Raw genomic sequence first — 21,742 nt, 5'->3', positions numbered from 1 at the left:
GCCTCTGAATAGTTAGGCGCTCGGCCTGGGTTTAAACCTTATAGCCGATTTGCCGTTCTAGCCAGCGACAGCAAAAGCGAGCATTACCACCAAGCATACATACCCGCGGCGAATAGTATCACCAGCCCAACACAGCTCACCGCAAAGGCGATGCTGCGTGCGATTGCTAAATTAAGGTAATAACAACCCATATGCCCAAGGCGCCCGACAAAATAGACCACCGCACCGCGATTCATCCACTCAGGTGCTGCCGAAGTTAAAAAACCAAACAGCACAAATAAAATAAAGATACCGATGCTTTCATTACTATTGGCAATCACCCGACTGGCACGGAACAACAAGCGTTGGTGGTTTTGCTCCACCAGCGCACCCGGGGTATGACCCGATAAAATTCCCACCACATCGGCCACCATCAGCTGAATGAAAAACAGCAAACCACTCAACCCCAGCATTAACACAGTGGTTTGGTAAGGGTCTAACCAAGGCATGTTGCTCTCTCCTGATAAGAATACGGCACCAAACTAACACAGCGGCTCACGCAGGGTGTTTACCCGCGCTGCAACAGTGTTTTAGCGATATTGGTTTTCAAACCGGATCGCCATGACCTCGTTAAAGGCTATATTCGCGTTCAACCTTGGCAATTCTTATGGTGAAGTTGTCATACCACTGTTCACGGCCTTGGCGCTGGGCTTGTAGGTGTTCTGCATTTTGCTTCCACTGACGAATGGCTTCCAGACTTTGCCAATAAGACACAGTAATGCCTAAACCATGGCGCACCGACTCTACCCCTAAAAAGCCAGGCTGCAGCTTTGCCAATGTCATCATGCGCTCGGCGGTGTCTTCATAGCCTTGCTCAACGCTGGTGCGTTCATTGCTGAATATCACCGCGTAATAGGGCGGCGGCGGAGTTTGGGCGATATCTGTCATGCTGGTTTCCTTGCAAGATAGTCGATGTCACGGCCAGGGCCCTCGACTCGCATAAGCAGCCGCGGCGCTAGAGCGTCGAGTATACCGCCAACATTTCGGACTAGCGCTTGTGTCTCAAGCCCGGCGAAGAACCCTATTACTTCGCGCACTGTCAGTACTGACCGCTCATGCCGGTTTTATTCCACACACTCAGTACGTTTTTTCACTCGTCAAGACTCGGCAAGCCACGCCCCACGTTTTAGAATGACACCCAACTCACTAACGTAAGATAGTCTCATGTCCTACCCGCCCTGCCCGCAATGCAACTCTGAGTATGTGTATCCGGATCAAAGTCTGTTGATGTGCCCGGAATGTGGTTTTGAATGGAACCCAGAAGAAGCCGCACAAGAAGACGCCACACCCACCGCCAAAGACGCCAACGGCACGCTGTTGTCGGAAGGCGATAAAATCACCCTGGCCAAAGATCTGAAAGTGAAAGGCAGCTCTTTGGTGTTAAAAATTGGCACCAAAGCCGTTATTCGCCGCATCGTTGATGGCAAAGATCATCAGCTGGACTGCAAGGTCGATGGCGCCGGTGAAATGATGGTCACTGCGCAATTTGTTAAAAAAGCCTGATGACTCCGGCTGCGCTGTTAGTACATGTGCCAGATATCGAGCTGGGTCTGGACTGGTATCAACGCGCTTTTCCAACCGCCAAAGCGCGCTTTTTGCCCGAATTTGATTTTACCGTGCTGGATATCGGCGGTTTTTCATTAGAAATAGTACAAGCCGATGACAAAGTCGGCAGTGGCAAACATGGTGTAGTGCTGTATTGGTTGACACAAGACTGGCACGCCACACTCAAACACTTCAGCGACTTAGGCGCTCGTCTTTATCGCGGCCCGATGGCAATTGAAAACGGTTTGAGCATGTGCCAGTTTGAGGACCCGTTTGGCAATTTAATCGGCGTGCGCGGCAGGCCTTAACACGGCCAAGTGGAACTTATAAGGAATGTGCTGCTAGCGATGTGATGTGATAAATGCTGCCGCAGCCACTTGCATCGCATGCAGTACCAACAATACTCATCCATAGGCACCATCTGCCAGTGAATAATACACCACCCTCTACGCTTCTGTGATATATCTACACGCTTCTCAATAAATTGACAGACAACCTAGCTGTTGCTGTTTATTCGCGTAAGGATACCCCATGAAATATCTCATTTGTTTAGCCGCTCTGATATTTAGCATTGCAGCAACGGCGCAGAGCTATCGTTACAACCCCGATGCAGATGTCGAGGCACTGCTGGCAAACAGCACTCAATTGGCGCAACAGCAGCACAAGCAAATCCTGATTGTATTCGGTTCTGAGTGGTGCCCAGATTGCCGTAGTTTTAATAAAAAACTCGCCGAAGAGCCGTTAGCCAGTACAGTTCAGCAGCGCTACATCGTTATGCATGTGGACATTGGTCACTGGGATAAAAACATGGAATTTACCCAGCGTTTTGGCGACCCGGTGGGTAAAGGCATTCCTTCCATTGCCATTATCGACGCACAACAAAAGTTGCGCTACGTGGCTGAAGGCGGCGAATTTGCCTCCGCGCGCCATTCAAAAGTGACGTCCATTAACGATTGGTTTGTTGCCTTGGACGACACCGTCGCAGGCGCGGTGTCTGCCAGCGAATAATACTTTTAGGCGGTTAATTCGCCCGCCAGATTCAGCTGCATGCGCTCGCGCACGATATCGACGCTGTCATAGTGGCTCAGCAACACCACCAACTTGGTGTAGCACGCCTCCAGCGTCATATCCGCACCTGAGATAACGCCCGCCCGCGCCAGCGCACTGCCGCCAGCATAGGTTCCCATGGCCACCCCGCCGTGATCGCACTGGCTCAGGTTCACCACCACCACCCCAGCTTCGTGGGCTTGGCGAATCAAACGCAAAAACTCGTCCGCCTGCGGCGCATTGCCCGCACCATAGCTGCGCAAAATCACTGCATCTAACGGTTGATCGAAGAAGTGCGTCAACATTGACATGGCCATGCCTGGGGCCAACGTCAGAATACCGATCCGACACGGCTGCAAGCGCGGAACCTGAGGCGCCAAGCCTGGCTGGGTTTTGACGTCCAACGGAGACGGCCCGGAGCTGGCGTCCATCACCCACACCGGCGCTGCGTTGGGCGCAGTAAAGGCCCCCAGCGCCACCGATGAGCTTTTGGTCACACGGTTACCCGGCATCAGCTTATGGTGAAACAACACATTGACCCCAGCACAGACGGGTTTCGCCGCCAGCATCAAGCCTTCGACAATGTGATCATGGCCATCGCTGTGCGGCTCAGCCAGTGGCAACTGTGAGCCGGTAACGATCAAAGGTTTGTCCAACCCCGGCAGTAAAAACGACAGCGCCGAGGCGGTGTAGGCCAGAGTATCGGTACCGTGCAATACCAGAAAACCGTCAAACTGGTGGTAGCGTTGATGCACGTCTTGCGCAATGCGTTGCCAGTGCTCCGGCAACATGTCGGACGAGTCCAGCAGCGGTGAATATTCAATCAACTCGTAGTCCGGAACGCTGGCCGCCGCCAGCCTGGGTTCCTGTTGCAAGCGCTGCGCTAAGTAGCCTTCGGCAGGCACCAAGCCGTGTTCGCTGGGCTGCATACCGATGGTGCCACCTGTGTATATGATTGCAATGCGCTTGCTGTTCACGGCCATGACCTCTGTTGCTAAAAATATCATTAGTAGCGCAACAGTATACCATGACGCCCATGGCGCTCTTATGACTCGCTGCCATCCCCCATCAGCTGATCCAACTGTGACAAGTAAGGCTGAATCGCGGCGACATCAGCATCCGGCACCTGGCGAAACCGTTCGATCATATTGATGGTCGCCAGCATCATGTTTTTCATTTCCTGCTTTTGCTCGGCACTCATGTGCGGATGGTTGTCCAGCTGCTGCAGTTGCTGGCGCAAAAAATCAGGGTCACTTTCCATCGGTGACGCCCGCAGTTGCGTCGCCGCATATGCCGATACAATCTGTACCGTCGCTTGTGCCCATTGCTCTGGCGTATCGTAGCCGTGGCGGCCCAGCAATGACTTCATTTCGCCGTACAGGCCAGCTTGCTGCAACGGTTCGATAAAGTCCTTCACCTCCAGCATGGAGTTGTCGCTGCGATGAGAAAACGCGTCTTTGTGTTCATCGCCCCAAGCCTCCACTGCAGGCTGCGAGGATAACCAACGCTCAATGGCAGCAGCCGATAGCTCGCCAGCGGCGCTGATGCACGACCAGTAACCGAGCAGCAAACACAAGCCTAACTGTTTCATCGTCATCTTCCTGAATGAGTGAGTGGATTTTCAGTGTAGGTGCTGTCGGTTACCTGTCCATTGTGCTCTCCAGAGCACACGTGGCGCACGAGCCAGCAAGATCAGTTTTGTGCAATACGCAGGATTGGCCAGCGAGCATAGTGGCCAGACGTTCTCACAGGAGTTGTTATGAGCATTACCTTGTCGCTATCCATGGCCAGCTTTGCACTCGCCGCATCCATTTCACCGGGGCCAGTCAATCTGGTGAGTTTGAGCAGCGGCAGCCGCCGTCAAATGCGCACTGGGCTGGCGTTCGTCAGCGGCGCCACACTTGGTTTTATCGCTCTGTTTATTGCCACCGGGCTTGGGTTACACGGCGTGTTGGTGGCGCTGCCGGAGCTGGCGGCTTTGCTGCGCTGGGGCGGGGTGCTCTTTCTGCTGTATCTGTCTTGGCAGTTACTGATCAGCTCAGGTGAGTTACCCGGCGAGTCGCTCACCAACGCCCCAGGTTTTTGGGCCGGTGCACTGATGCAATGGCTAAATCCCAAAGCTTGGCTGGCTTCGGCCTCCGGCATCAGCGCTTACGCCAGTGGCGGCGATACGCAATTGCTGTGGCTGTTTGCCGCGATTTATGCCCCCATATGCTGGGTTTCATTATGTTGCTGGCTGTACGCAGGGGCCTGGCTGCAGGCTCATATTCGCAAGCCCGAGCGGCTCAAGTGGCTAAACCGGTCGTTGGCTTTATTGCTGCTGATCAGCTGCGCGGCCTTAATACAGTAGCGCAGTAGCGCCTTAACGCTGGCGTACAAACTGCCCAGGTGTGGCTGCGGTGAGTTTTTTAAATACCCGTTGGAAATGAGCCTGATCGCTAAAACCGGTGGCCAGTGCCGTTTCCGCAATGCTCATCCCTTGGCGCAATAACTGTCGCGCTTGCTGGATGCGCGCATTGAGCAGATAGGCATGCGGCGCCAAGCCGTACTGGCGTTTAAAGGAACGCACCAAATGCCCCTCGCTGCACCCGGCCAGCTCTGCCAGCTCCTGCAAAGTAGGGGCTGGCGACAATGCTTCAGACAAAATGCGCGCCACTGCAGTTAAATCCGTCCGGTTGCTTGACGGGTTTTCGGCCACGCAGGCATCAGCCCTTGGTGCCAATTCCAGCATCAATGCAGACAGGTATTCCAGTAAACGGGACTGCTTTTCCAGCACTTCGATATTGTTGTCGATCAAGGCTTCGGCCATATCGCAATAATCCGCAAACCAATGCGACGGACCGGCCATCACCGCCTGAGAAATATCCTGCCACTGCGCTGAGTGAGTGGTGCCCAATTCATAACGCAACAGTGCCAGCCAATGGCGATCGATGTACAACATCCAATAGCCCCAGGCTTCACTCACAGGGTTACAGACGTGCACCCAGTGGGGGTTCATCAGCACCAAATCACCAGCGTGAATATCAAAGCTCTGATCACGATAATCAAAGCTGCTGTGGCCATTAATAATTGCGCCCATCGACCACTGCTCATGGCTATGCGGGGCATAACATACGTTGCGCCCTTCTCTCACCAGGCGCAATTCAACGTGCGGCAGGCGCTCATCGCGCCAGAAAATGTGTTGATCTTTCATACCACGCAGCTTACCGATTGGATTCCAATACAGCCAGAGCAGTTTGGAGAAACCCTGAATAATTAGGTGCCCTAGGCTTACCCAAGCGTTATCCTGACAACAGCAAAGTCGAGGTAGAATTATGATTGCTGCGTCCATCACTCGGGACATGTACGATAAACGTATTCCGTATATTGGTATCACCATTGATGAAGACATTGAGGATTATCAGTACGCACTGCCGTATTAAGGAACCTCTGAATAATTCTGCACAGCTCTGCGCGAGTGCTGCAGGCGTTCAGAACAAGGCGGTGATGGCAGGAAATGGCCAGCCCTTTTCAACATCACCAACGACGTTATGGAGGCCTGCCGCCCGCGCCCTGTGGGGAACGCCAGAGAACTCCAGCTCTGTGGCGCCGATTTTTGCTATAGCTGGCTAGAGCGGCAAACCGGCTTCGTGATCTAGAGTCCTCTGGTGATCCAGAGCGGGCACCGAGTTATTCAGAGGTTCCTTAAGCAAGCTCACCAAATACGAAACAGAAAACTATCAAACGTATTTAGCTGTTGATGCCTACATACAGCCAGTCAGTGATATCAGTCCTTATTTAATGCGCCGACTTCAGCAGTTTGCTTTAGGTCATCTGCAATCATCTATTTATGCCGGTCAAGAATTCGAGTTCGAGCTAGATGACACACGCCATAAAGTGTACGGAGATCAAAGAGAACCTGGCATCAATGCCATGACTTGGTCGACGGCATTTCTTAGCAGTTGGATCACACGCAACGAAAAGGCGCAGCAATGGCTATTGAGTGGCGAACTTGATTCAACCCTGACGGCCGATCGAAATAGCGACAGTGTTGTTGCCGATTTCTCTCGTCTGTATCGCTCTTTGTATTTACAGCAAGATATTCGAGATGCACTGCTCATGGCCAGTCACAGCCCAACGACGTTGGCGGGCAACCACGTATGGCACGATGTGGTCCGTGATCTGTATTTTCCACAACTGGATGTCATTGCAACCATCGCCTTCGAAGAGGGCGAAACTCGTTTTAATCAAGCCATTCATAGCGCCCTATTGCAGCATCACCACCATTACACGACCTACCCAGACTCAGCCGTGCCGAGAACCGCCATCTCACTGCCACTCATGGGCCTTGCGGCCTTGGCCTACGACCGTTTGGGTTATCACATCACCGTTGAGAATCGTTACATTCCAGCTTGGCTGGTGAAAAAGCAAGACTGGTCACAATTGACGCCTCTAGCCGAAGACAGCCTACGTCTAAACTTTCCCGTTCGCACGCGTAACCCACTGGAGAAATAATATAAGCGTTATGGGGCGCTTTTCTAACTGTGTTGCCGACTGATGGTAGGCAGAAAACCGCTCATCAGAGGAGTCGAATACCGTGCTGGTGAACGAGGGTTTAACTTGTCTCAGTTCGACCGATACTGAACTGCTGCTGTTGAAAGACGCTAGAGCCTGTTAACACTATTTCGATCACGCTTTTATGAGCTGAAAACTCCTCAACCAAGGCGCGAAGATGGATGTTTAACGAATTAAATGAAGGATGAACAACACAGATTGAGGGATGTTCAGCCATACCCTGAAGGGCTGGGGTCTTAAGGCACAGCCCCCAGCCGATGCTTTGCCAGCAGACAAACAGCATGCTCCATCACTAGAGGACAGCCTCGCTCGTTCCTGGCTGCCATGCCTTGACACAGAGCGGATATTTGCCCGTCTGTGATTAAGCCATCATCACTGCAGCCTCTTTGAACTGAATCACTTGCACTGGCATATAGTTCGCATATAAACTTAAATGGTTCGCTAGCAAACTAAACAAGGAGTCTTGTGGACCGTCGTCTGTTTTTCTTGCTGAACATGGCTCAGCACCGCTTATACAGCCATGTGGATCGCGCCTGTGAAGAGGCCCTTGGCGTCAGCGCCGCGCAGCTTGCAGCTTTGATGTACATAGGCCAATCGCCCGGCTGTGCACACACGGATGTGGGCCGTGCATTGCAACTGAAAAAGCCCGCCGTCACCGGCTTGCTGCAGCGCATGGAGCGCAATGGCTTGATCGAACGACGGCAAAGCGAGCAAGACGCACGTCGCAGCGAGCTGTACGCCACCACAGCTGGGCTGGAGAAAAGTCAGGAGGCCAAGCCGTATTTGCAGGAGCTGAACAGCATCTTCACGAACGAGTTTGAACCGGAAGAAATTGACACTGTACTGCGCTTTTTAAACTTTATTATGCGGCGATTTTAATCTTACCCGCCGAATATCCCGAGAAGCACTCAGCGCAGCTACTAATAAGAAATAAGTGAAAAAGCTCTGGCTTATTTCATTTGCAAAATAATCTGAGGTGACAACATGAAAGAAAAAATTGACATTGCTACGGCTGGAGGACACTCCATTGTTGCTCATGTTTTTGCAACACAAAAAACAGCGCGAGGCGTTTGTATTATTGCCCCCGCCACTGGTGTCGGGCAGTATTTGTACGATGATTTTGCGTTGTGGCTGACCAAGCAAGGGTATCACGTCATTACCTTTGATTATAATGGTATGGGGCTGTCGGTGGATGGTCATGTCAAACATTGCCGCAGCGACAAGCTCGGCTGGGCCAAATACGATTGCTCAGCCGTGATAGATTACGCACAGCAGCACTTTCCGCAGCAAAAACTGATTTGGTTTGGCCATAGCGTGGGTGGGCATATGCTGGGCATGATGGAAAACAGCTATACCAACCGTCTGGATAAAATCATCACGGTGGCATCAGGTACTGGCACATGGTGGTACAACTCCGCCCCCACCAAACGCATTGTCTGGTTGGTTTGGTACTTTTTAGTCCCATTAACCGTACCTTTACTCGGCTATTTTCCCGGCAAAAAACTCAAGGTCATGTGCGATTTACCGAAAGACGTTATGCTGCAATGGCGCCGATGGTGTTTGAACGAGGACTATGCGGTGGGCCACGAAGGTGACTGGTTAAGGGAGCGTTTTGCCGGAGTAAAAACGCCCATGACGATATTGTCATTTTCCGATGATGAAATGATGTCGCCCAAGAGCATTAGCGACCTGCACAAATTTTTCAGTGGCGCCCCGCAGTCGGCAGTAACCGTTCATCCACACGACGTCAATCAAAAAGCCATACGCCATATTGGTTGGCATCGAGAGCGCTACCGCGAGTTATGGGACAAGTTCATTCTGTCTGAACTGCCAGGATAAAAGCCGCTCACCCGGCGAAGCCAAGTCACACTTATTTGTACTTGGCTTCTCTCACTGCCGTGCTGACCTAAGGCCTAACTTCAGCGTTTAGCGATAACGCGCCGAAGTAATAAACTCGTTCATCGACTCACACCAAACAATCACGCTGTTATAACGCTCTAAGTCGATTGCGTTAAAGCGCACATCAAAACCGTCAAAGCTGCGCACATCACCGACGTTCAGCATGCGCTCTTTTAAGCGTAAAAAGTCGGCCTCGGTTTCGACAAACTCGGGCGAGAAATACAAGCGATAATCTGGCCCTGGCGACAGCGAGCCCTGAAACGAAACAAAATCGCGCCCTACCAGCACCTCACCTTGGCCGCGATGCAGCCAGTCGCTGTCTTGACGCTGATGATCAAATGCCGTGCGATACACCACCTGCTGCTCACGTTGCTGCCAAAGCGCTGCACTCGGAGGTGCTTCGGCTATTAAAATCGGCAGGGTATAAATGCCTGCAGCAAAGGCGAATACCGCCACCAGGCCATGGCTCAGCAGCAGCGTGATTAACTTTTTCAATGCAGTGATCTCCAATCAGATGGGTAGTTGCTGGTGAGTCGCCACAGCTTCCAGATTCTTACAGTGTGGCAAAGCCCGGGCGAACAGGTAACAATGACAGCACAGTCGCTGGAAGCCGGTGTTTATGCTGCGTATTAACCAACTGAATAAAAGCTTTGATCAACCCGACGGCAAGGTCAGCGTGTTGCAGCAAGCATCGCTGCAGCTAGAAGCTGGCCAATCGGCGGCATTGCTGGGCGAAAGCGGCAGCGGTAAAAGCACACTATTGCACTTAATTGCTGGTTTAGATCGCGCCGATGGCGGTGAAATTTGGCTGCAAGAGCAACCACTACATCAGTTTAGTGATGAGCAATTTAATCAATTGCGCCGCACTCAACTCAGCCTGATTTTTCAGCAATATCATCTGGTCCCGACCCTCACTGTGTTCGATAACCTGTCTCTGCAAGCGCGCTTAAGCGGCCACCTTGACGATGACTTTCGCCAGCACCTCATTGCAACACTTGGCTTAGGGCCGCTACTAAAACGCTTGCCGCAGCAGCTGTCCGGAGGCCAACAACAGCGCGTGGCCATCGCCCGCAGCCTGCTGCACCGCCCTGCTTTGGTATTGGCCGATGAACCCACCGGCAATCTGGATGAAAACACCAGCCAGCAAGTGATGCAGCTGCTCAGTCAGTTGGTGCGCGATAACGGCAGCAGTTTGCTGATGGTCACCCACAGCCCAGCCATGGCCGCCTATTGTGATCACAGCTGGCGTCTGCACCATGGCCGTTTACACGCCGAGCCATCAGCGTGAAGCGATTTTTATGAGGTCGCTGCTTTGAGGTCGTTGTTATGGAGCTGGCTAACACTGCTTAGCCATTATCGCCGCCACCCCAGTCAAACGCTGTTTTTGCTGCTCGGCCTGATTACCGGCGTGGCCTTGTGGTCGGCGGTGCACATCATTAATGCCCATGCCCGTGCCAGCTATGCCGAGGCCGACCTGCTGCTCGATGCTCAGGCCAGCCATTGGATTCAATCGCCCCAAGGTCGAGTCGATTTAAACGATTATGTCGCCCTGCGCCGCGCTGGATTTCGCCAAGTCTACCCAGTGCTAGAGCTGCGTTTGAGCACACCAGATAACCAACCACTGACGCTCATCGCCACGGATTTAATGGCCATGGGTGCCAGCCGCACAAGCCCAACGGAAGCGCAGAGCAATAGTCGCGTCGATATGCACGCCTGGTCACAACTGAGCCAGCCGCCTTACGCCGTGTGGGTGCCCGCCAGCCTGGCCAACTCGCTGCCATTACAGGCCGGGCAACGATTAACCCTGCGTGATGGTCGCCAGCTGCCACCGGCCGTCATTGATAGCCAGCCACGCCAAGGCCAACGCCTGTTTATGGACATAGGTGCAGCGGCCATCACCTTGGGCGAAACCCACCTCAGCTATTTAGCCGTCGGTGCCATTAATCCCGCCGAACTTAAGCGGCTGGATCAATGGCTTGGCCAATACGCCCCCCAGCTCAAACGTCGCAGCAATCAGCAACCGTTAGATTTAACCGAGCTGACCGCCAGCTTGCACATTCACCTCAATGCCATGAGTTTGCTGGCCTTTGCCGTCGGTCTGTTTATTGTGTTTAACGCCGTGCGCTTTGCCCTGCACAGCCGCGCCAGCACATTGACCACGCTGCGTGAACTGGGAGTGAGTGCCCGCACACTCACTAGCGCCATTATGCTGGAGGGTTTTACCCTAAGCTTAATCGGCACCGCCCTGGGGCTGGCTGCGGGCTTTGGCCTAAGCCAGTTATTACTGCCCGCCGTCGCTGCAACACTGCAACATCTTTATGGCGCCGTATTGGATCAGCGTTTATTGCTACAGCCTCAGGTATTGCTGCAGGCCTGGCTGCTGACCAGTGTTGGGCTATTGATGGCCCTGGTATGGCCGCTATGGCAACGCAGCCGCCAAGATGTGCTGGCGCAGCGCCAAGGCATAGACTTGTTGCAGCAAGAACAGCGCAGTCAACGCCGCCTGGCCATCAGCTCCTTGGTTTTGCTGGCGTTGGCGCTGTTGTCCTACCCCTGGCTCCGTTCACTCGCTCATGGCTTTGCCTTGTTGGCGGTACTGTTATTTGCTGGCGCCTGGCTGTTGCCCTGGCTAGCAAGCCAATGTCTGCATGGGCTCAGTCAAAACGCCAAGCCTGGGCTGGCGCAATGGTGTTGGGCAGAAGGGCAAGTTCAGCTAGGGCCACTGCGCCCGGCGCTGATGGCCATGTTGCTGGCGCTCACCGCCAACTTTGGTGTCGATAATCTGGTCGGCTCGTTTCGCCAAGCGTTGGATAACTGGCTGCAGCAACGCATTGCCGCCGATGTCTACGTGCAAAGCGAGCAGCTCGATGCCCACCAGCTCAGCCAACATGCTTGGCTGCTGGATAGCCATCAGCGCAATGGTTTGCGCCTGCGCTGGCAAGAGCGCCCGACTCTAATTCGCGGCCTCGACCCCAGCGCGCCGGATGTGCAACAGCTGCCCATGGCCAGCCAGAGTTATCCACCCAGCCAGAATTATCCACAAAGCGGAGCAGCTTGGCCTGACGACGGCATCCTGGCCAATGAGCAAGTGCAACACCTAGCCGGTAAACAACTAGGCGATGTTATTTATTTGCCGCTTGGCAATGGTGAGCAACAGCGCTTTACCCTTGCTGGTTTTTACTACGACTATGGCAACCCCTATTTTCAGTTTTATCTGCCTTATCAGCGTGTGGCACAGCTGTGGCCGAGTGCACAACCTCAAGGGCTGGCACTGTGGCTAAATGAAGACGCCAATATGACCGAGGTAGAACAGGCGTTAGTTGAGGCCGGTGCCCAGCCCGGTGATTGGATCGACCGCCGCGCCATATTGCAGCTTTCGCTGCGGATTTTTGATCGCACCTTTGCCATGACGGCCGCCATCAATACCCTGACCTTTGCCGTCGCCGGTATCGCCTTATTGGCCGCCTTGCTCGCTATTCATCAGCAGCGTTTACCGCACTATGCCCACTGGCGCGCTATGGGAGTGAGTTGGCGCGAGTGGCTGCAACTCACGGCGGTGCCATTGGCACTGTGTTTAATGCTCACCTGGGCGCTGTCCATTCCCCTGGGCAGCGCGCTGGCCTGGTTATTGATTCATGACATCAACGTGTTGTCGTTTGGTTGGACCATGCCGCTGCAATGGCAAGGCCGACCTGCGCTGTTATTGGCGCTGTTGTGTTTGGGTGTAACCGCCATCGCCTTTGCCATCGCCGCCTTGCAAGTGCGCCAGCGCCTACCTTATGCGTTAAAGCAATTGGGGGCCGACGAATGAGGCAGTGGTTTTGCGCAGCGCCAGTGCTGGCGCTATTGCTGTGGGCTGGGCTTGGCTATGGCCAGCAGGCAAATGACGTTTATCAGGTATTGCGCGACGGCGACGGTGCCGCGCAGTTTGCGCCGGTACTCCCGGGCTATACATTAGATTTTCCACGCGATCACGGCTCTCACCCGGATTTTCGCATTGAGTGGTGGTACCTAACCGCCAACCTCGAGGGCGCCAACGGCCAACATTATGGTGTGCACTTTACTCTTTTTCGCCAGGCCCTGTTTGCCCAAGAACAGGTTGCTCAGCAACAGGACCTAGAAAATGACTCCCCTTGGGCCAGTCGCCAAAGTTGGATGGCACACGCCGCTATTAGCCAAGGCGATACACACCTGTACGAAGAGCGCTTTGCCCGTGGCGGCATTGGCCAGGCCGGTGTACAAGCAGAACCTGTATTTGACGCCTGGCTGGACGACTGGCAGTGGCTGGGGGATGGCCCTTCACCACTACCGGGGAGGTTAACCGTCAGTATTCAGGGCCAGCCGCTCACGCTGCAGCTCAGCAGCAACAAGCCTTGGGTGTTGCACGGCGAGCAAGGCTTTAGCCAAAAATCCGAGCAAGGTCAGGCCAGTTATTATTACAGCCAGCCCAGCATCAATATTGTTGGCCAGTGGCAGCCCCGTTCTAACGATAGCGTCGCGTTAACTGGCCAGGGCTGGCTCGATCGCGAATGGAGCTCACAGCCGTTGGCGCAAAATCAAAGCGGTTGGGATTGGTTTTCACTGCAACTGGCCGACGGCCATAAACTGATGGCCTTTCGTCTGCGCCACAGCGACTCAGAGCAGCATTATTACTCCGGCAGCTGGATCACGCCCGAGCATAAGGTCACGCCATTAAATAGCGACGATATTCAGCTAACGCCCACGGGCTTTGACGTTATTGATACCGCACAAGGCGAAAAGCGCATTCCCACCGGCTGGCAATTGTCATTGCCAGAGTTAAACCGTCAGTGGCAAATTAAAGCCCGCTCCGCCAATGCCTGGCTCGATACCTTATTCCCCTACTGGGAAGGGCCCGTACAGGTGTTCGACAAAGAACAAGCCGTGGGTGTGGGTTATTTGGAAATGACGGGGTATTAAGTTCCGGGACCTTTCTTGACAGAGATTCACCAAGCTTGAATGGCAAGTCGCTGCGACGCTGATAAATTGATGAGTCTGACTGATATTGCCGCTCATCGTGCCGCGTTAGTTTGAGCACCGCGTGCTTGGCCAATATTCTGATTTTTTGTCATCTAAGTGTCATAAGGAGCGTGAGGATCATGTTGTCTCAAACCCAGGTTCCAATGCAGATACAACCGCAAATTCGTAACACCGTGCGTGCGCTGATTCGCCACCAAGATCGGTTACTGATGATTCAGAAATTCAGCCCGGAAAAAGGGGTTTATTTTGGCTTGCCAGGCGGCGAGCTAGAGCCGAACGAATCTCTCGAACAGGCGGTAGAGCGTGAATGCCAGGAAGAGCTCAGCGCTGAAGTGCAAGTGGGCTCTATGGTGTGGGTGGCGGACTATTACCGTAAACGCACGGGCAGCAAAGATGTCTACCGGCACATCGTCGATCATGTGTTTCATTGCCAGTTAAAAGGGCGCTACGCACCGCAAAATGGGCCAGAGCCAGACCGCCACCAACAAGCCGTGATGTGGGTGCCGGAGGACTACCTCAATGACGTCTACCTAGCAGAGCCGTATTTATTAAAACGCCTGGCCAACCTCTCAGCTAAGCCACGCTCCGCCTACGTTGGCGCTTATCAGGATGATCCCAACGGTTGAGCTGCCAGGGCAGCTCACAGCACCACTCTGTTTGGTGCTGCCTCCTCTCACGTGGTCACTGCTCACCTAACACCTAACACCTAACACCTAACACCTGGCACCTCACACCTCTCTAACACATCAACATCTTTCACCGCTTCCACTGTTGGCCGTGTATTGCCAATAGCCGCGCCAGCTGGCTAAATCGTGCATAGATAGATTGTGGGCTAGCATCACGCCCCGAATAGCCCTGATCGGGCATGCATGAAAAGCCCTGGGAGGGCCTCATGAGCGATGAGTTTTTGCTGCTGCGCCACGGTAAATCCGATTGGTCGGTGGACTGCCCGGATATCAGCCGGCCGCTAAAAAAACGCGGCCAGCGTGATGCCGAGCGCATCGGTGCCTGGTTATGGCAACACGAGTGCATTCCCACCAGCATCATTTCCTCACCTGCGACGCGCGCGCAGCAAACCGCACATTGGTGTGCACGCGCCATGGGGATCAATCCGCAGCGCATTTCCCTGGACGGACGCCTGTACATGGCCAGCCCAGCGACCTTATTGGAAGTTCTGGCAGAAAGACTGGCCGATGCGCCAGGGCCAGCATCGCAACGACCGCTGCTTGTCGGCCACAACCCAGGGATGGAGCAACTGATTGAGCAGCTGAGTGACACACCACCACCCTACCCAGACGACGGAAAATTACTCCCCACCGCCAGCTTGGCCTGGTTTAAGTTATTGCCCCAGCAACAACTGCCGGAGCTACAGCAAACCGAACTCAAACAATTAGTGCGCGCACGTGAACTGCCGCGAGCCTTCCCTTTTCGTGGTATGCAAGGATTGGAATGGCGGCGTAAGCCGGCATTTTATTATCAGCAGGTGGCCACCATTCCTTATCGTCGCGCCGATATTGGCATGGAAGTTTTGTTAATTCGCAGTCGCGCAGACAAGCGCTGGACGTTTTGCCAAGGTCCACTAGAGCCTGGGCTATTTGCTGAAGAGTCCGCCATTCAAATCGCATCGGAGCAAGCGGGCGTAGAGGGGCACTGTCACGCTCAGCCGATGAGTCAGATGGACATCGAAAAATGGGGTGCTTCCTGCCAAATTCAGGTGTTTCCGCTGCAAGTTTTCACTGAGCATGCGCAATGGCCAGAGCAATATCGCCAGCGCCGTTGGGTGCCGATCCAGCACGCCATGACCGAGTTAGTACAGCATCATTGGCTGCCTGCCCTGCAATGCTTGCAGCACCAAATGCAGCAACACAGTCGCCACAATCATCGCCGCTGATAGCAATTAAACCCTCTGCCTGCGGTTCCCCCGGCGGCTGCAACTGAGTACAGTGATCACACCGTGATCACGATAAGAGAACCCGCCCATGCTCCTACTCATTGTTGGTTTGTTGATTTTTCTTGGCGTACATTCGATTAATTTCCTAGCGCCAAATTGGCGCCAGCAACGAATACATCAATTAGGCGCTCTGCCCTGGAAAGGCCTCTATGCAATTGCCTCGCTGTTAGGGTTTGCATTGTTAGTTATTGGCTATGGACAAGCGCGACTGGAGCCGACCTGGCTATGGCTGGCACCAACCTGGACACGCCACCTCGCCGCACTGATTACCCTGCCCGCCTTTATTTTACTGCTGGCCACCTATGTGCCTGGCACACATATCAAAGCTCGCATTGGCCATCCTATGCTACTGGCGACCAAGGTATGGGCACTGTCTCACTTAATCGCTAACGGCGGCCTGCACGATGTGCTGTTATTTGGCGGCTTTTTGGCCTGGGCGGTGTTTGGTTTTATTGTATTGCGCAAGCGTGACCGCGCCGCTGACAAACAATACCCGGCTGTTGGTATTGTCCGCGATGTCATCGCTGTGGTGCTTGGTTTAGTGGCTTGGGCGGCCTTTGCCATGGTGGGGCATGTTTGGTTAATTGGCGTGGCGCCGTTTGGGGGGTAGGGGTTATTGGCCTGGGCAGGATGTTGGTGTAATCCCCCCATTTTTAACTGCCGCTAAAAGTAGAAATTAGGCTGCCATCAAAGGTGGCTTGCCTCCATTGGCCTTGTGTGGCCGTTTGTGATTGTAAAACCACAACCAGTTCGTTGCATACTCCTGCACTTCCTCAATTGATTCAAACAGATGCTTGCTGACCCAGCTGTAACGCATTGTGCGGTTATGACGCTCGATATAGGCATTTTGCTGAGGCTTTCCAGGTTGAATGTATTCAATTCGAATACCATGCAGTCTGGCCCACTTAACAAACTCGTTACTGATAAACTCCGGCCCATTGTCACAGCGTATTGCAGTGGGTTTCGGTCGCCACTCCAGTAGCTGATTCAGTGCTCGAATAACCCTGGGGGCTGGCAATGAAAAATCCGCTTCGGTGCACAGTGCTTCACGCCGATAGTCGTCGATGACGTTAAATAGCCGATAGTGACGATCATCCGCTAATTGGTCGTGCATAAAGTCCATTGACCAAATTTGGTTGGGCCTGATGGGCTCCTTCAGTGGCTCAGGCACCTGTCGTTTTAATCGACGCCGAGGCTTAATACGTAAATTCAATGCCTGCTCACAATAGATCCGATAAACACGTTTGTGGTTCCATGGATGCCCCTCGACGTTGCGTAAGTAGTCAAAGCAAAGCCCAAAACCCCAGTCGCTTTCTGCATCAGTTAGCTTTATAAGTCGGTGGGCGATGTCAGCGTTTTCGTCACTGAGTTTGGGCTGATAGCGGTAACAGGTTTCGCTCACGGCGAACATCCGACAGGCCAGACGAATGCTGATCTTGCGCTCAACGACAGATGGTTGAGCCAGCATACGCCGCGCCTGGGGCTTCACCACTTTTTTGCCATGGCTTCCTGAATGATCTCAGCTTTGAGGCGCTCTTCGGCGTACATTTTCTTGAGGCGTCGGTTTTCTTCCTCAAGCTCCTTCATACGTGCCATGAGGGAGGCATCCATGCCACCGTATTTGGCTCGCCATTTGTAAAATGTCGCGCTGCTCATACCATGTTCACGGCAAAGCTCCGGCACAGGCGTGCCAGCCTCGGATTGCTTGAGAATCGCCATGATCTGGCTGTCTGTGTAGCGTGATTTTTTCATGCAGAATCTCCTGCGCTTAGGTTACGAGAAAATTCTACTTTTGGCTGCTGTTATTTTTCGGGGGGATTACCCTGCTGTCCGGGCAGCCCCTGCGGGCACAGCCATTGCCAACTCAGGCGGCCTGCTAAGGCGCGGAAAATTTTGGCGCGAGAGCACCGTCAAAGCTTAGAGTGGATGTCCCGTTAGTATCCCGTTTCCTATAGCTGAACGGTATTAAAAAATATCATAGCCTCGCACGCTAATGACAGCCCTCTTAGGGAGGCACGTTTGTTATCGCGCATATAGTTTTTAAAAGCTAAACCCTATGCCCTCGTTGAGGTTATCCCTCACGCTGGGCCGACGAGCGACTGAAAGCGTTCATCGAGGCAGTTTCTGCCAGGCAAAAAGCGAGAGAATCGTCCTCGACAAGCGCAGCTTACAAATAGTAAGTGAGCATTGCGAGTCGGACTCGCGCACGAGCGCTTTTTAACGCAGCAGAAGCAACGTAGATAGCTTTCAGCCTGCTTTGCGCTGCTCAGGCCGTTCTTCCTTCGTTGCCAATGCTGTGGTCGCCGCAACGCCAACAGCCTGCATCCCGGCAGGATGTTGGCTGGTGCTGCCGTCCGGGCAGCCCCTGCGGACACAGCCATTACCAACTCTGGCGGCCTGCTGAGACGTGGTAGCCTGAACGCCAGGCCGTGAACATAGCTATCTATTATTGTTAACTCGAGTGGGCGTCCGGGTTGTATTTTTTCTTGCTAGCTTCCTGTTTAAGGTTTTCGTATCCTTGGCAGGATTCCAATTTTTATCTGCCAAATTAACAAATAGTCTTCGTAAAATTTCATTCAAACCTGGAGCATTCAAATGATCTCTACCAATTCTTTCAAGAATTTTTCTTTCACCACTCTTGTTACCATGAACAATGTTATTTCTTAGACGATAATAATTCTTTACAAGCTCTCCAAAATCATCATCTTCATCTAGCAAATGAACAATCAATCTTGCAAGTGTGTTTTGCTTATCATTACTGCTATTTGGAAAAATCGACTCAACAGAGATAAACGAAGTTGGAACCTGAAGGTGCTTAGGAGAAAGCTTAGAATAATTGTAATACTCACAGCAAATCTCCATATGGGACAACCCTGCAATCATACTTAAAACATGCTGGGCAAACTCTCTTGAATCTTCTGGATTCAACTTCATTAAGCATGGAGCTTCTGTCCCAAATAATGCTGTGTCTTCTCTGTACGACAAACCATGAAAAGGCGTATAACTGGGTTCACCAATAACACCTTTCGATTCTACTAAAACACTATCGAAACGAATGTCCTTTTCTTGGTAGGTCCGAATAGCAGTCATCAGCCTACAAAGAAATCCATTACTTAGTATCTCTTCTTTTTCGGTATAGAATGCAGAATATAAGTGACTGGGAGTGCCACAAAACCAGAACCCTGGATATTCCTCTATATTCTCCATGATCGCGTCAAAGTAGCCGAAACCTTCTAATTCAATCTTCCCATTAACTTTCAACCCTTGTATCAATATCACATATCTGCTTATTTTCATCCCCCCAAATGACATTTCTCCAGACATCAATGTACTAGAAGCTGTTTCACAACTTCTTTAGCACGATCATCATGCAGGCGGCGTGAAAGAAGGCTCGATACATTGAGAGCTTTCTTTCCCATCGAACCACTAATCGCCGATAATTTCCAAGCCAAGCAAAAGTGCGCTCTACTTTCCAGCGACGGTCGTACCTTCTCAGCTTTCTACCATCTTGCAGCGGCGCTTTTCTCCTGTTTCGACGATGTGGACAAATGAGATCAACGCCCCGTTTCTTTAACGCCATTCGCAGAGGATCAGAGTCTGCCGCTTTATCGTAAATCAAACGCTTCACCTTGCTCTTGCCATAGGAAACATTTAACAAAGCCTCAATCAGATTGACCTCCGCCGGTGACGCTGAGCCAAGTGTCAGCCCGATTGGAATGCCTTCGCCATCGACGACTATCATCCACTTCGACCCCTTACCACGCTTGGTTTTTCCAACACCGAGGCCCCTTTTTTTGCGGGTGCAAAACTACCATCAGAAAACGATTCTTCCCAATTTAACCGCGACTGTTGATCCAGAACGCGAAGAAGCTTACGCCAGGCTTTGACCCATGCACCTTGCTCTTCCCAGTACTGAAGGCGGCGCCAGCAGGTACTCGGTGAAGGATAGCGCTCGGGTAGATCACGCCAGCGCGCACCTGAACGTAAGACCCATAAAATGCCCTCGAAACAGGCTCGATTGCTGATAGGTTTGGGACCCCCTTTGCCACGAGGCAGGCTGGGTAAACAAGGCTCAATGTGTGCCCACTGTTGGTCGGTCAGTTCTGAGGTTGAACGTTTCATGGTGGAGGAGTTGAAGCTGATAGTTTTGATTATTATATCGGACTGAAGGTTATGAAACAGCTTCTATTCAAAATAGTCTGATCATGAATAATATTACCCAAATGAGGCAAGTGACTTTCAAACTTTGGGACCACATGGGTTTTTACAAACCTTATGGAATTAAGAAGATCTGAAAATTGATACCCGAAGACAAAGTAATGATTTAAAGGATCACCCCCACAATCTTGAACCTTTTTATCAAGAGCAATCCATTCCGGCCACTGCTTAAGATCAGATCTCAGATTTGAATCAGTTTGAAGAAAGCCTTGTATTTCGAATCTGAAAGGCTTGCCTTCCATACTTATGAGGCATCTATCAAAATTCTGGCCAGCAATGTACCTTACAAATCGTACAAATAGGTCATTATATTCTTCGATAAATGTAAAATTTTCCATTTATTGCACTTCTCCATATAAAAACCCCTACCAACCAAAAATTGACACTTACTCAATGCGGCAGGTTGTATGCAGCTAAAATTTTAATAGTTTACGTGCCTATTTTGCCAGCTAGAACCATTCAAGGAATCTATCGTAACCTCTTGATTAAAAGCTTAGCAACTTGCTTTCTGCCACATTTTTTCCAGAAAACGCGCATTACTAGAAGCTGTTTCACAACTTCTTTAGCACGATCATCATGCAGGCGGCGTGAAAGAAGGCTCGATACATTGAGAGCTTTCTTTCCCATCGAACCACCAATCGGCGATAATTTCCAAGCCAAGAAAACGTACGCTCTACTTTCCAACGACGAGCGTACCTTCTCAGCTTTCTACCATCTTGTAGTGGGGCTTTTTTCCTGTTTCGACGATGTGGACAAATGAGATCAATACCCCGCTTCTTTAACGCCATTCGCAGAGGATCAGAATCTGCCGCTTTATCGTAAATCAAACGCTTCACCTTGCTCTTGCCATAGGCAACATTTAGCAAAGCCTCAATCAGCTTGACCTCCGCCGGTGACGCTGAGCCAAGCGTCAGCCCGATTGGAACGCCTTCGCCATCGACGACTATCATCCATTTCGACCCCTTACCCCGCTTGGTTTTTCCAACACCGAGCCCCCTTTTTTTGCTGGCGCAAAACTGCCATCCGAAAACGATTCTTCCCAATTTAGCCGCGACTGTTGATCTAGAGCGCGAAGAAATTTACGCCAGGCTTTGAGCCATGCTCCTTGCTCTTCCCAGTACTGAAGGCGGCGCCAACAGGTACTCGGTGAAGGATAGTGCTCAGGTAGATCACGCCACCGCGCACCAGAACGTAAGACCCATAAAATGCCCTCGAAACAGGCTCGATTGCTGATAGGTTTGGGACCCCCTTTGCCACGAGGCAGGCTGGGTAAACAAGGCTCAATGTGTGCCCACTGTTGGTCGGTCAGTTCTGAGGTTGAACGTTTCATGGTGGAGGAGTTGAAGCTGATAGTTTTGATTATTATATCGGACTGAAGGTTATGAAACAGCTTCTAGTATCTCTTCAGCCACTGGCCGCGCAGCTCGGGCCTTTAGACTACAAGCTGTTGATATTATTGATTTTAATCTATCACTGGGCGACTCTACAGGC

24 protein-coding genes and 1 pseudogene are annotated in these 21,742 nt (G+C 52.2%); 13 read left to right on the top strand and 12 right to left on the bottom strand.

Annotation, left to right across the window (positions count from 1 at the left end; genetic code table 11):
- Window positions 1-83: 83 nt before the first annotated feature.
- Both CHH28_RS07655 and CHH28_RS07650 read right to left on the bottom strand, forming a co-directional pair.
- Window positions 84-488, bottom strand: coding sequence for an MAPEG family protein (locus CHH28_RS07655; protein WP_094059747.1), 405 nt, complete (start codon window positions 486-488; stop codon window positions 84-86).
- A 121-nt stretch (window positions 489-609) separates the two neighbouring features.
- Entirely contained in the window at window positions 610-927 is a 318-nt protein-coding gene (locus CHH28_RS07650) for an antibiotic biosynthesis monooxygenase family protein (protein WP_094059746.1), read from the bottom strand.
- A 276-nt stretch (window positions 928-1,203) separates the two neighbouring features.
- On the opposite strand from CHH28_RS07650, the gene CHH28_RS07645 reads away from it, so the two are divergent.
- The 3 genes from CHH28_RS07645 (at window position 1,204) to CHH28_RS07635 (ending at window position 2,592) form a co-directional block, all read left to right on the top strand.
- On the top strand, window positions 1,204-1,542 hold the full coding sequence (locus CHH28_RS07645) for a zinc ribbon domain-containing protein YjdM (protein WP_094059745.1): 339 nt from the start codon (window positions 1,204-1,206) through the stop codon (window positions 1,540-1,542).
- Complete coding sequence (locus CHH28_RS07640) at window positions 1,542-1,892, top strand: VOC family protein (protein WP_094059744.1); 351 nt, start codon at window positions 1,542-1,544, stop codon at window positions 1,890-1,892. Before CHH28_RS07645 ends, CHH28_RS07640 begins: the two co-directional genes overlap by 1 nt.
- A gap of 223 nt (window positions 1,893-2,115) precedes the next feature.
- Window positions 2,116-2,592 carry a thioredoxin family protein gene (locus CHH28_RS07635; protein ID WP_094059743.1) on the top strand — a complete coding sequence of 159 codons (477 nt, stop codon included), beginning with the start codon at window positions 2,116-2,118 and terminating at the stop codon, window positions 2,590-2,592.
- 5 nt (window positions 2,593-2,597) lie between these two features.
- Here the strand turns inward: CHH28_RS07635 and CHH28_RS07630 are convergent, their stop codons facing one another.
- Entirely contained in the window at window positions 2,598-3,614 is a 1,017-nt protein-coding gene (locus CHH28_RS07630; protein WP_199244032.1) for a type I asparaginase, read from the bottom strand.
- Window positions 3,615-3,676: 62 nt separating this feature from the next.
- Entirely contained in the window at window positions 3,677-4,222 is a 546-nt protein-coding gene (locus CHH28_RS07625) for a hypothetical protein (RefSeq protein ID WP_094059742.1), read from the bottom strand.
- Window positions 4,223-4,390: 168 nt separating this feature from the next.
- Between CHH28_RS07625 and CHH28_RS07620 the strand changes: the two genes are divergently transcribed.
- A complete protein-coding gene (locus CHH28_RS07620; protein ID WP_199244031.1) occupies window positions 4,391-4,981 on the top strand; it encodes a LysE family translocator in 591 nt (196 codons plus the stop codon).
- A gap of 12 nt (window positions 4,982-4,993) precedes the next feature.
- Here the strand turns inward: CHH28_RS07620 and CHH28_RS07615 are convergent, their stop codons facing one another.
- On the bottom strand, window positions 4,994-5,824 hold the full coding sequence (locus tag CHH28_RS07615; RefSeq protein WP_094059741.1) for an AraC family transcriptional regulator: 831 nt from the start codon (window positions 5,822-5,824) through the stop codon (window positions 4,994-4,996).
- 587 nt (window positions 5,825-6,411) lie between these two features.
- On the opposite strand from CHH28_RS07615, the gene CHH28_RS07610 reads away from it, so the two are divergent.
- The 3 genes from CHH28_RS07610 (at window position 6,412) to CHH28_RS07600 (ending at window position 9,024) form a co-directional block, all read left to right on the top strand.
- Entirely contained in the window at window positions 6,412-7,125 is a 714-nt protein-coding gene (locus tag CHH28_RS07610; RefSeq protein ID WP_094059740.1) for an Imm49 family immunity protein, read from the top strand.
- A 525-nt stretch (window positions 7,126-7,650) separates the two neighbouring features.
- Entirely contained in the window at window positions 7,651-8,064 is a 414-nt protein-coding gene (locus CHH28_RS07605) for a MarR family winged helix-turn-helix transcriptional regulator (RefSeq protein ID WP_094059739.1), read from the top strand.
- A 105-nt stretch (window positions 8,065-8,169) separates the two neighbouring features.
- Window positions 8,170-9,024 carry an alpha/beta fold hydrolase gene (locus tag CHH28_RS07600; RefSeq protein ID WP_094059738.1) on the top strand — a complete coding sequence of 285 codons (855 nt, stop codon included), beginning with the start codon at window positions 8,170-8,172 and terminating at the stop codon, window positions 9,022-9,024.
- Window positions 9,025-9,111: 87 nt separating this feature from the next.
- On the opposite strand, the gene CHH28_RS07595 is transcribed toward CHH28_RS07600, so the two are convergent.
- The gene (locus tag CHH28_RS07595; RefSeq protein ID WP_094059737.1) at window positions 9,112-9,579 is read right to left on the bottom strand and encodes a DM13 domain-containing protein; all 468 of its coding nucleotides are present in this window, start codon (window positions 9,577-9,579) and stop codon (window positions 9,112-9,114) included.
- A 124-nt stretch (window positions 9,580-9,703) separates the two neighbouring features.
- On the opposite strand from CHH28_RS07595, the gene CHH28_RS07590 reads away from it, so the two are divergent.
- The 6 genes from CHH28_RS07590 to CHH28_RS07565 all read left to right on the top strand — a co-directional run bounded on the left by CHH28_RS07590 (window position 9,704) and on the right by CHH28_RS07565 (window position 16,643).
- Window positions 9,704-10,372, top strand: coding sequence for an ABC transporter ATP-binding protein (locus CHH28_RS07590; protein ID WP_094059736.1), 669 nt, complete (start codon window positions 9,704-9,706; stop codon window positions 10,370-10,372).
- Window positions 10,373-10,396: 24 nt separating this feature from the next.
- A complete protein-coding gene (locus CHH28_RS07585) occupies window positions 10,397-12,895 on the top strand; it encodes an ABC transporter permease (protein WP_157729818.1) in 2,499 nt (832 codons plus the stop codon).
- Window positions 12,892-14,022 carry a lipocalin-like domain-containing protein gene (locus CHH28_RS07580; RefSeq protein WP_094059734.1) on the top strand — a complete coding sequence of 377 codons (1,131 nt, stop codon included), beginning with the start codon at window positions 12,892-12,894 and terminating at the stop codon, window positions 14,020-14,022. Before CHH28_RS07585 ends, CHH28_RS07580 begins: the two co-directional genes overlap by 4 nt.
- 179 nt (window positions 14,023-14,201) lie before the next feature.
- Entirely contained in the window at window positions 14,202-14,708 is a 507-nt protein-coding gene (locus tag CHH28_RS07575) for an NUDIX domain-containing protein (RefSeq protein ID WP_094059733.1), read from the top strand.
- 266 nt (window positions 14,709-14,974) lie between these two features.
- A complete protein-coding gene (locus CHH28_RS07570; protein WP_157729817.1) occupies window positions 14,975-15,973 on the top strand; it encodes a histidine phosphatase family protein in 999 nt (332 codons plus the stop codon).
- A gap of 88 nt (window positions 15,974-16,061) precedes the next feature.
- A complete protein-coding gene (locus CHH28_RS07565) occupies window positions 16,062-16,643 on the top strand; it encodes an NnrU family protein (protein ID WP_094059731.1) in 582 nt (193 codons plus the stop codon).
- Window positions 16,644-16,709: 66 nt separating this feature from the next.
- On the opposite strand, the gene CHH28_RS07560 is transcribed toward CHH28_RS07565, so the two are convergent.
- The 6 genes and pseudogenes from CHH28_RS07560 to CHH28_RS20570 all read right to left on the bottom strand — a co-directional run bounded on the left by CHH28_RS07560 (window position 16,710) and on the right by CHH28_RS20570 (window position 21,581).
- Window positions 16,710-17,785 (bottom strand): IS3 family transposase gene (locus CHH28_RS07560; protein ID WP_094059730.1). Its coding sequence is split into 2 segments (ribosomal slippage): window positions 16,710-17,533 and window positions 17,533-17,785, totalling 1,077 coding nucleotides; the frame shifts between segments, so codons are not numbered across the junction.
- A 687-nt stretch (window positions 17,786-18,472) separates the two neighbouring features.
- A complete protein-coding gene (locus CHH28_RS07555; RefSeq protein ID WP_157729816.1) occupies window positions 18,473-19,357 on the bottom strand; it encodes a hypothetical protein in 885 nt (294 codons plus the stop codon).
- 19 nt (window positions 19,358-19,376) lie between these two features.
- Window positions 19,377-19,805: pseudogene (locus tag CHH28_RS07550) on the bottom strand (IS5 family transposase); the annotation flags it as partial.
- Complete coding sequence (locus tag CHH28_RS20575) at window positions 19,772-20,155, bottom strand: transposase (RefSeq protein WP_094058567.1); 384 nt, start codon at window positions 20,153-20,155, stop codon at window positions 19,772-19,774. The pseudogene CHH28_RS07550 and the gene CHH28_RS20575, both read right to left, overlap by 34 nt.
- A gap of 647 nt (window positions 20,156-20,802) precedes the next feature.
- Window positions 20,803-21,294 (bottom strand): IS5 family transposase, encoded by a 492-nt coding sequence (locus CHH28_RS07535; RefSeq protein WP_157729815.1) that lies wholly within the window; start codon window positions 21,292-21,294, stop codon window positions 20,803-20,805.
- Window positions 21,198-21,581 carry a transposase gene (locus CHH28_RS20570; RefSeq protein WP_094059726.1) on the bottom strand — a complete coding sequence of 128 codons (384 nt, stop codon included), beginning with the start codon at window positions 21,579-21,581 and terminating at the stop codon, window positions 21,198-21,200. Before CHH28_RS20570 ends, CHH28_RS07535 begins: the two co-directional genes overlap by 97 nt.
- Between the last annotated feature and the right edge of the window lie 161 nt (window positions 21,582-21,742).

The sequence above is a fragment of the Bacterioplanes sanyensis genome (genome assembly GCF_002237535.1).
Taxonomy (GTDB): Bacteria; Pseudomonadota; Gammaproteobacteria; order Pseudomonadales; family Oceanobacteraceae; genus Bacterioplanes; species Bacterioplanes sanyensis_A.
Note: the sequence above shows the minus strand (reverse complement) of the source record. Positions and strands in the feature narration are given on the sequence as shown.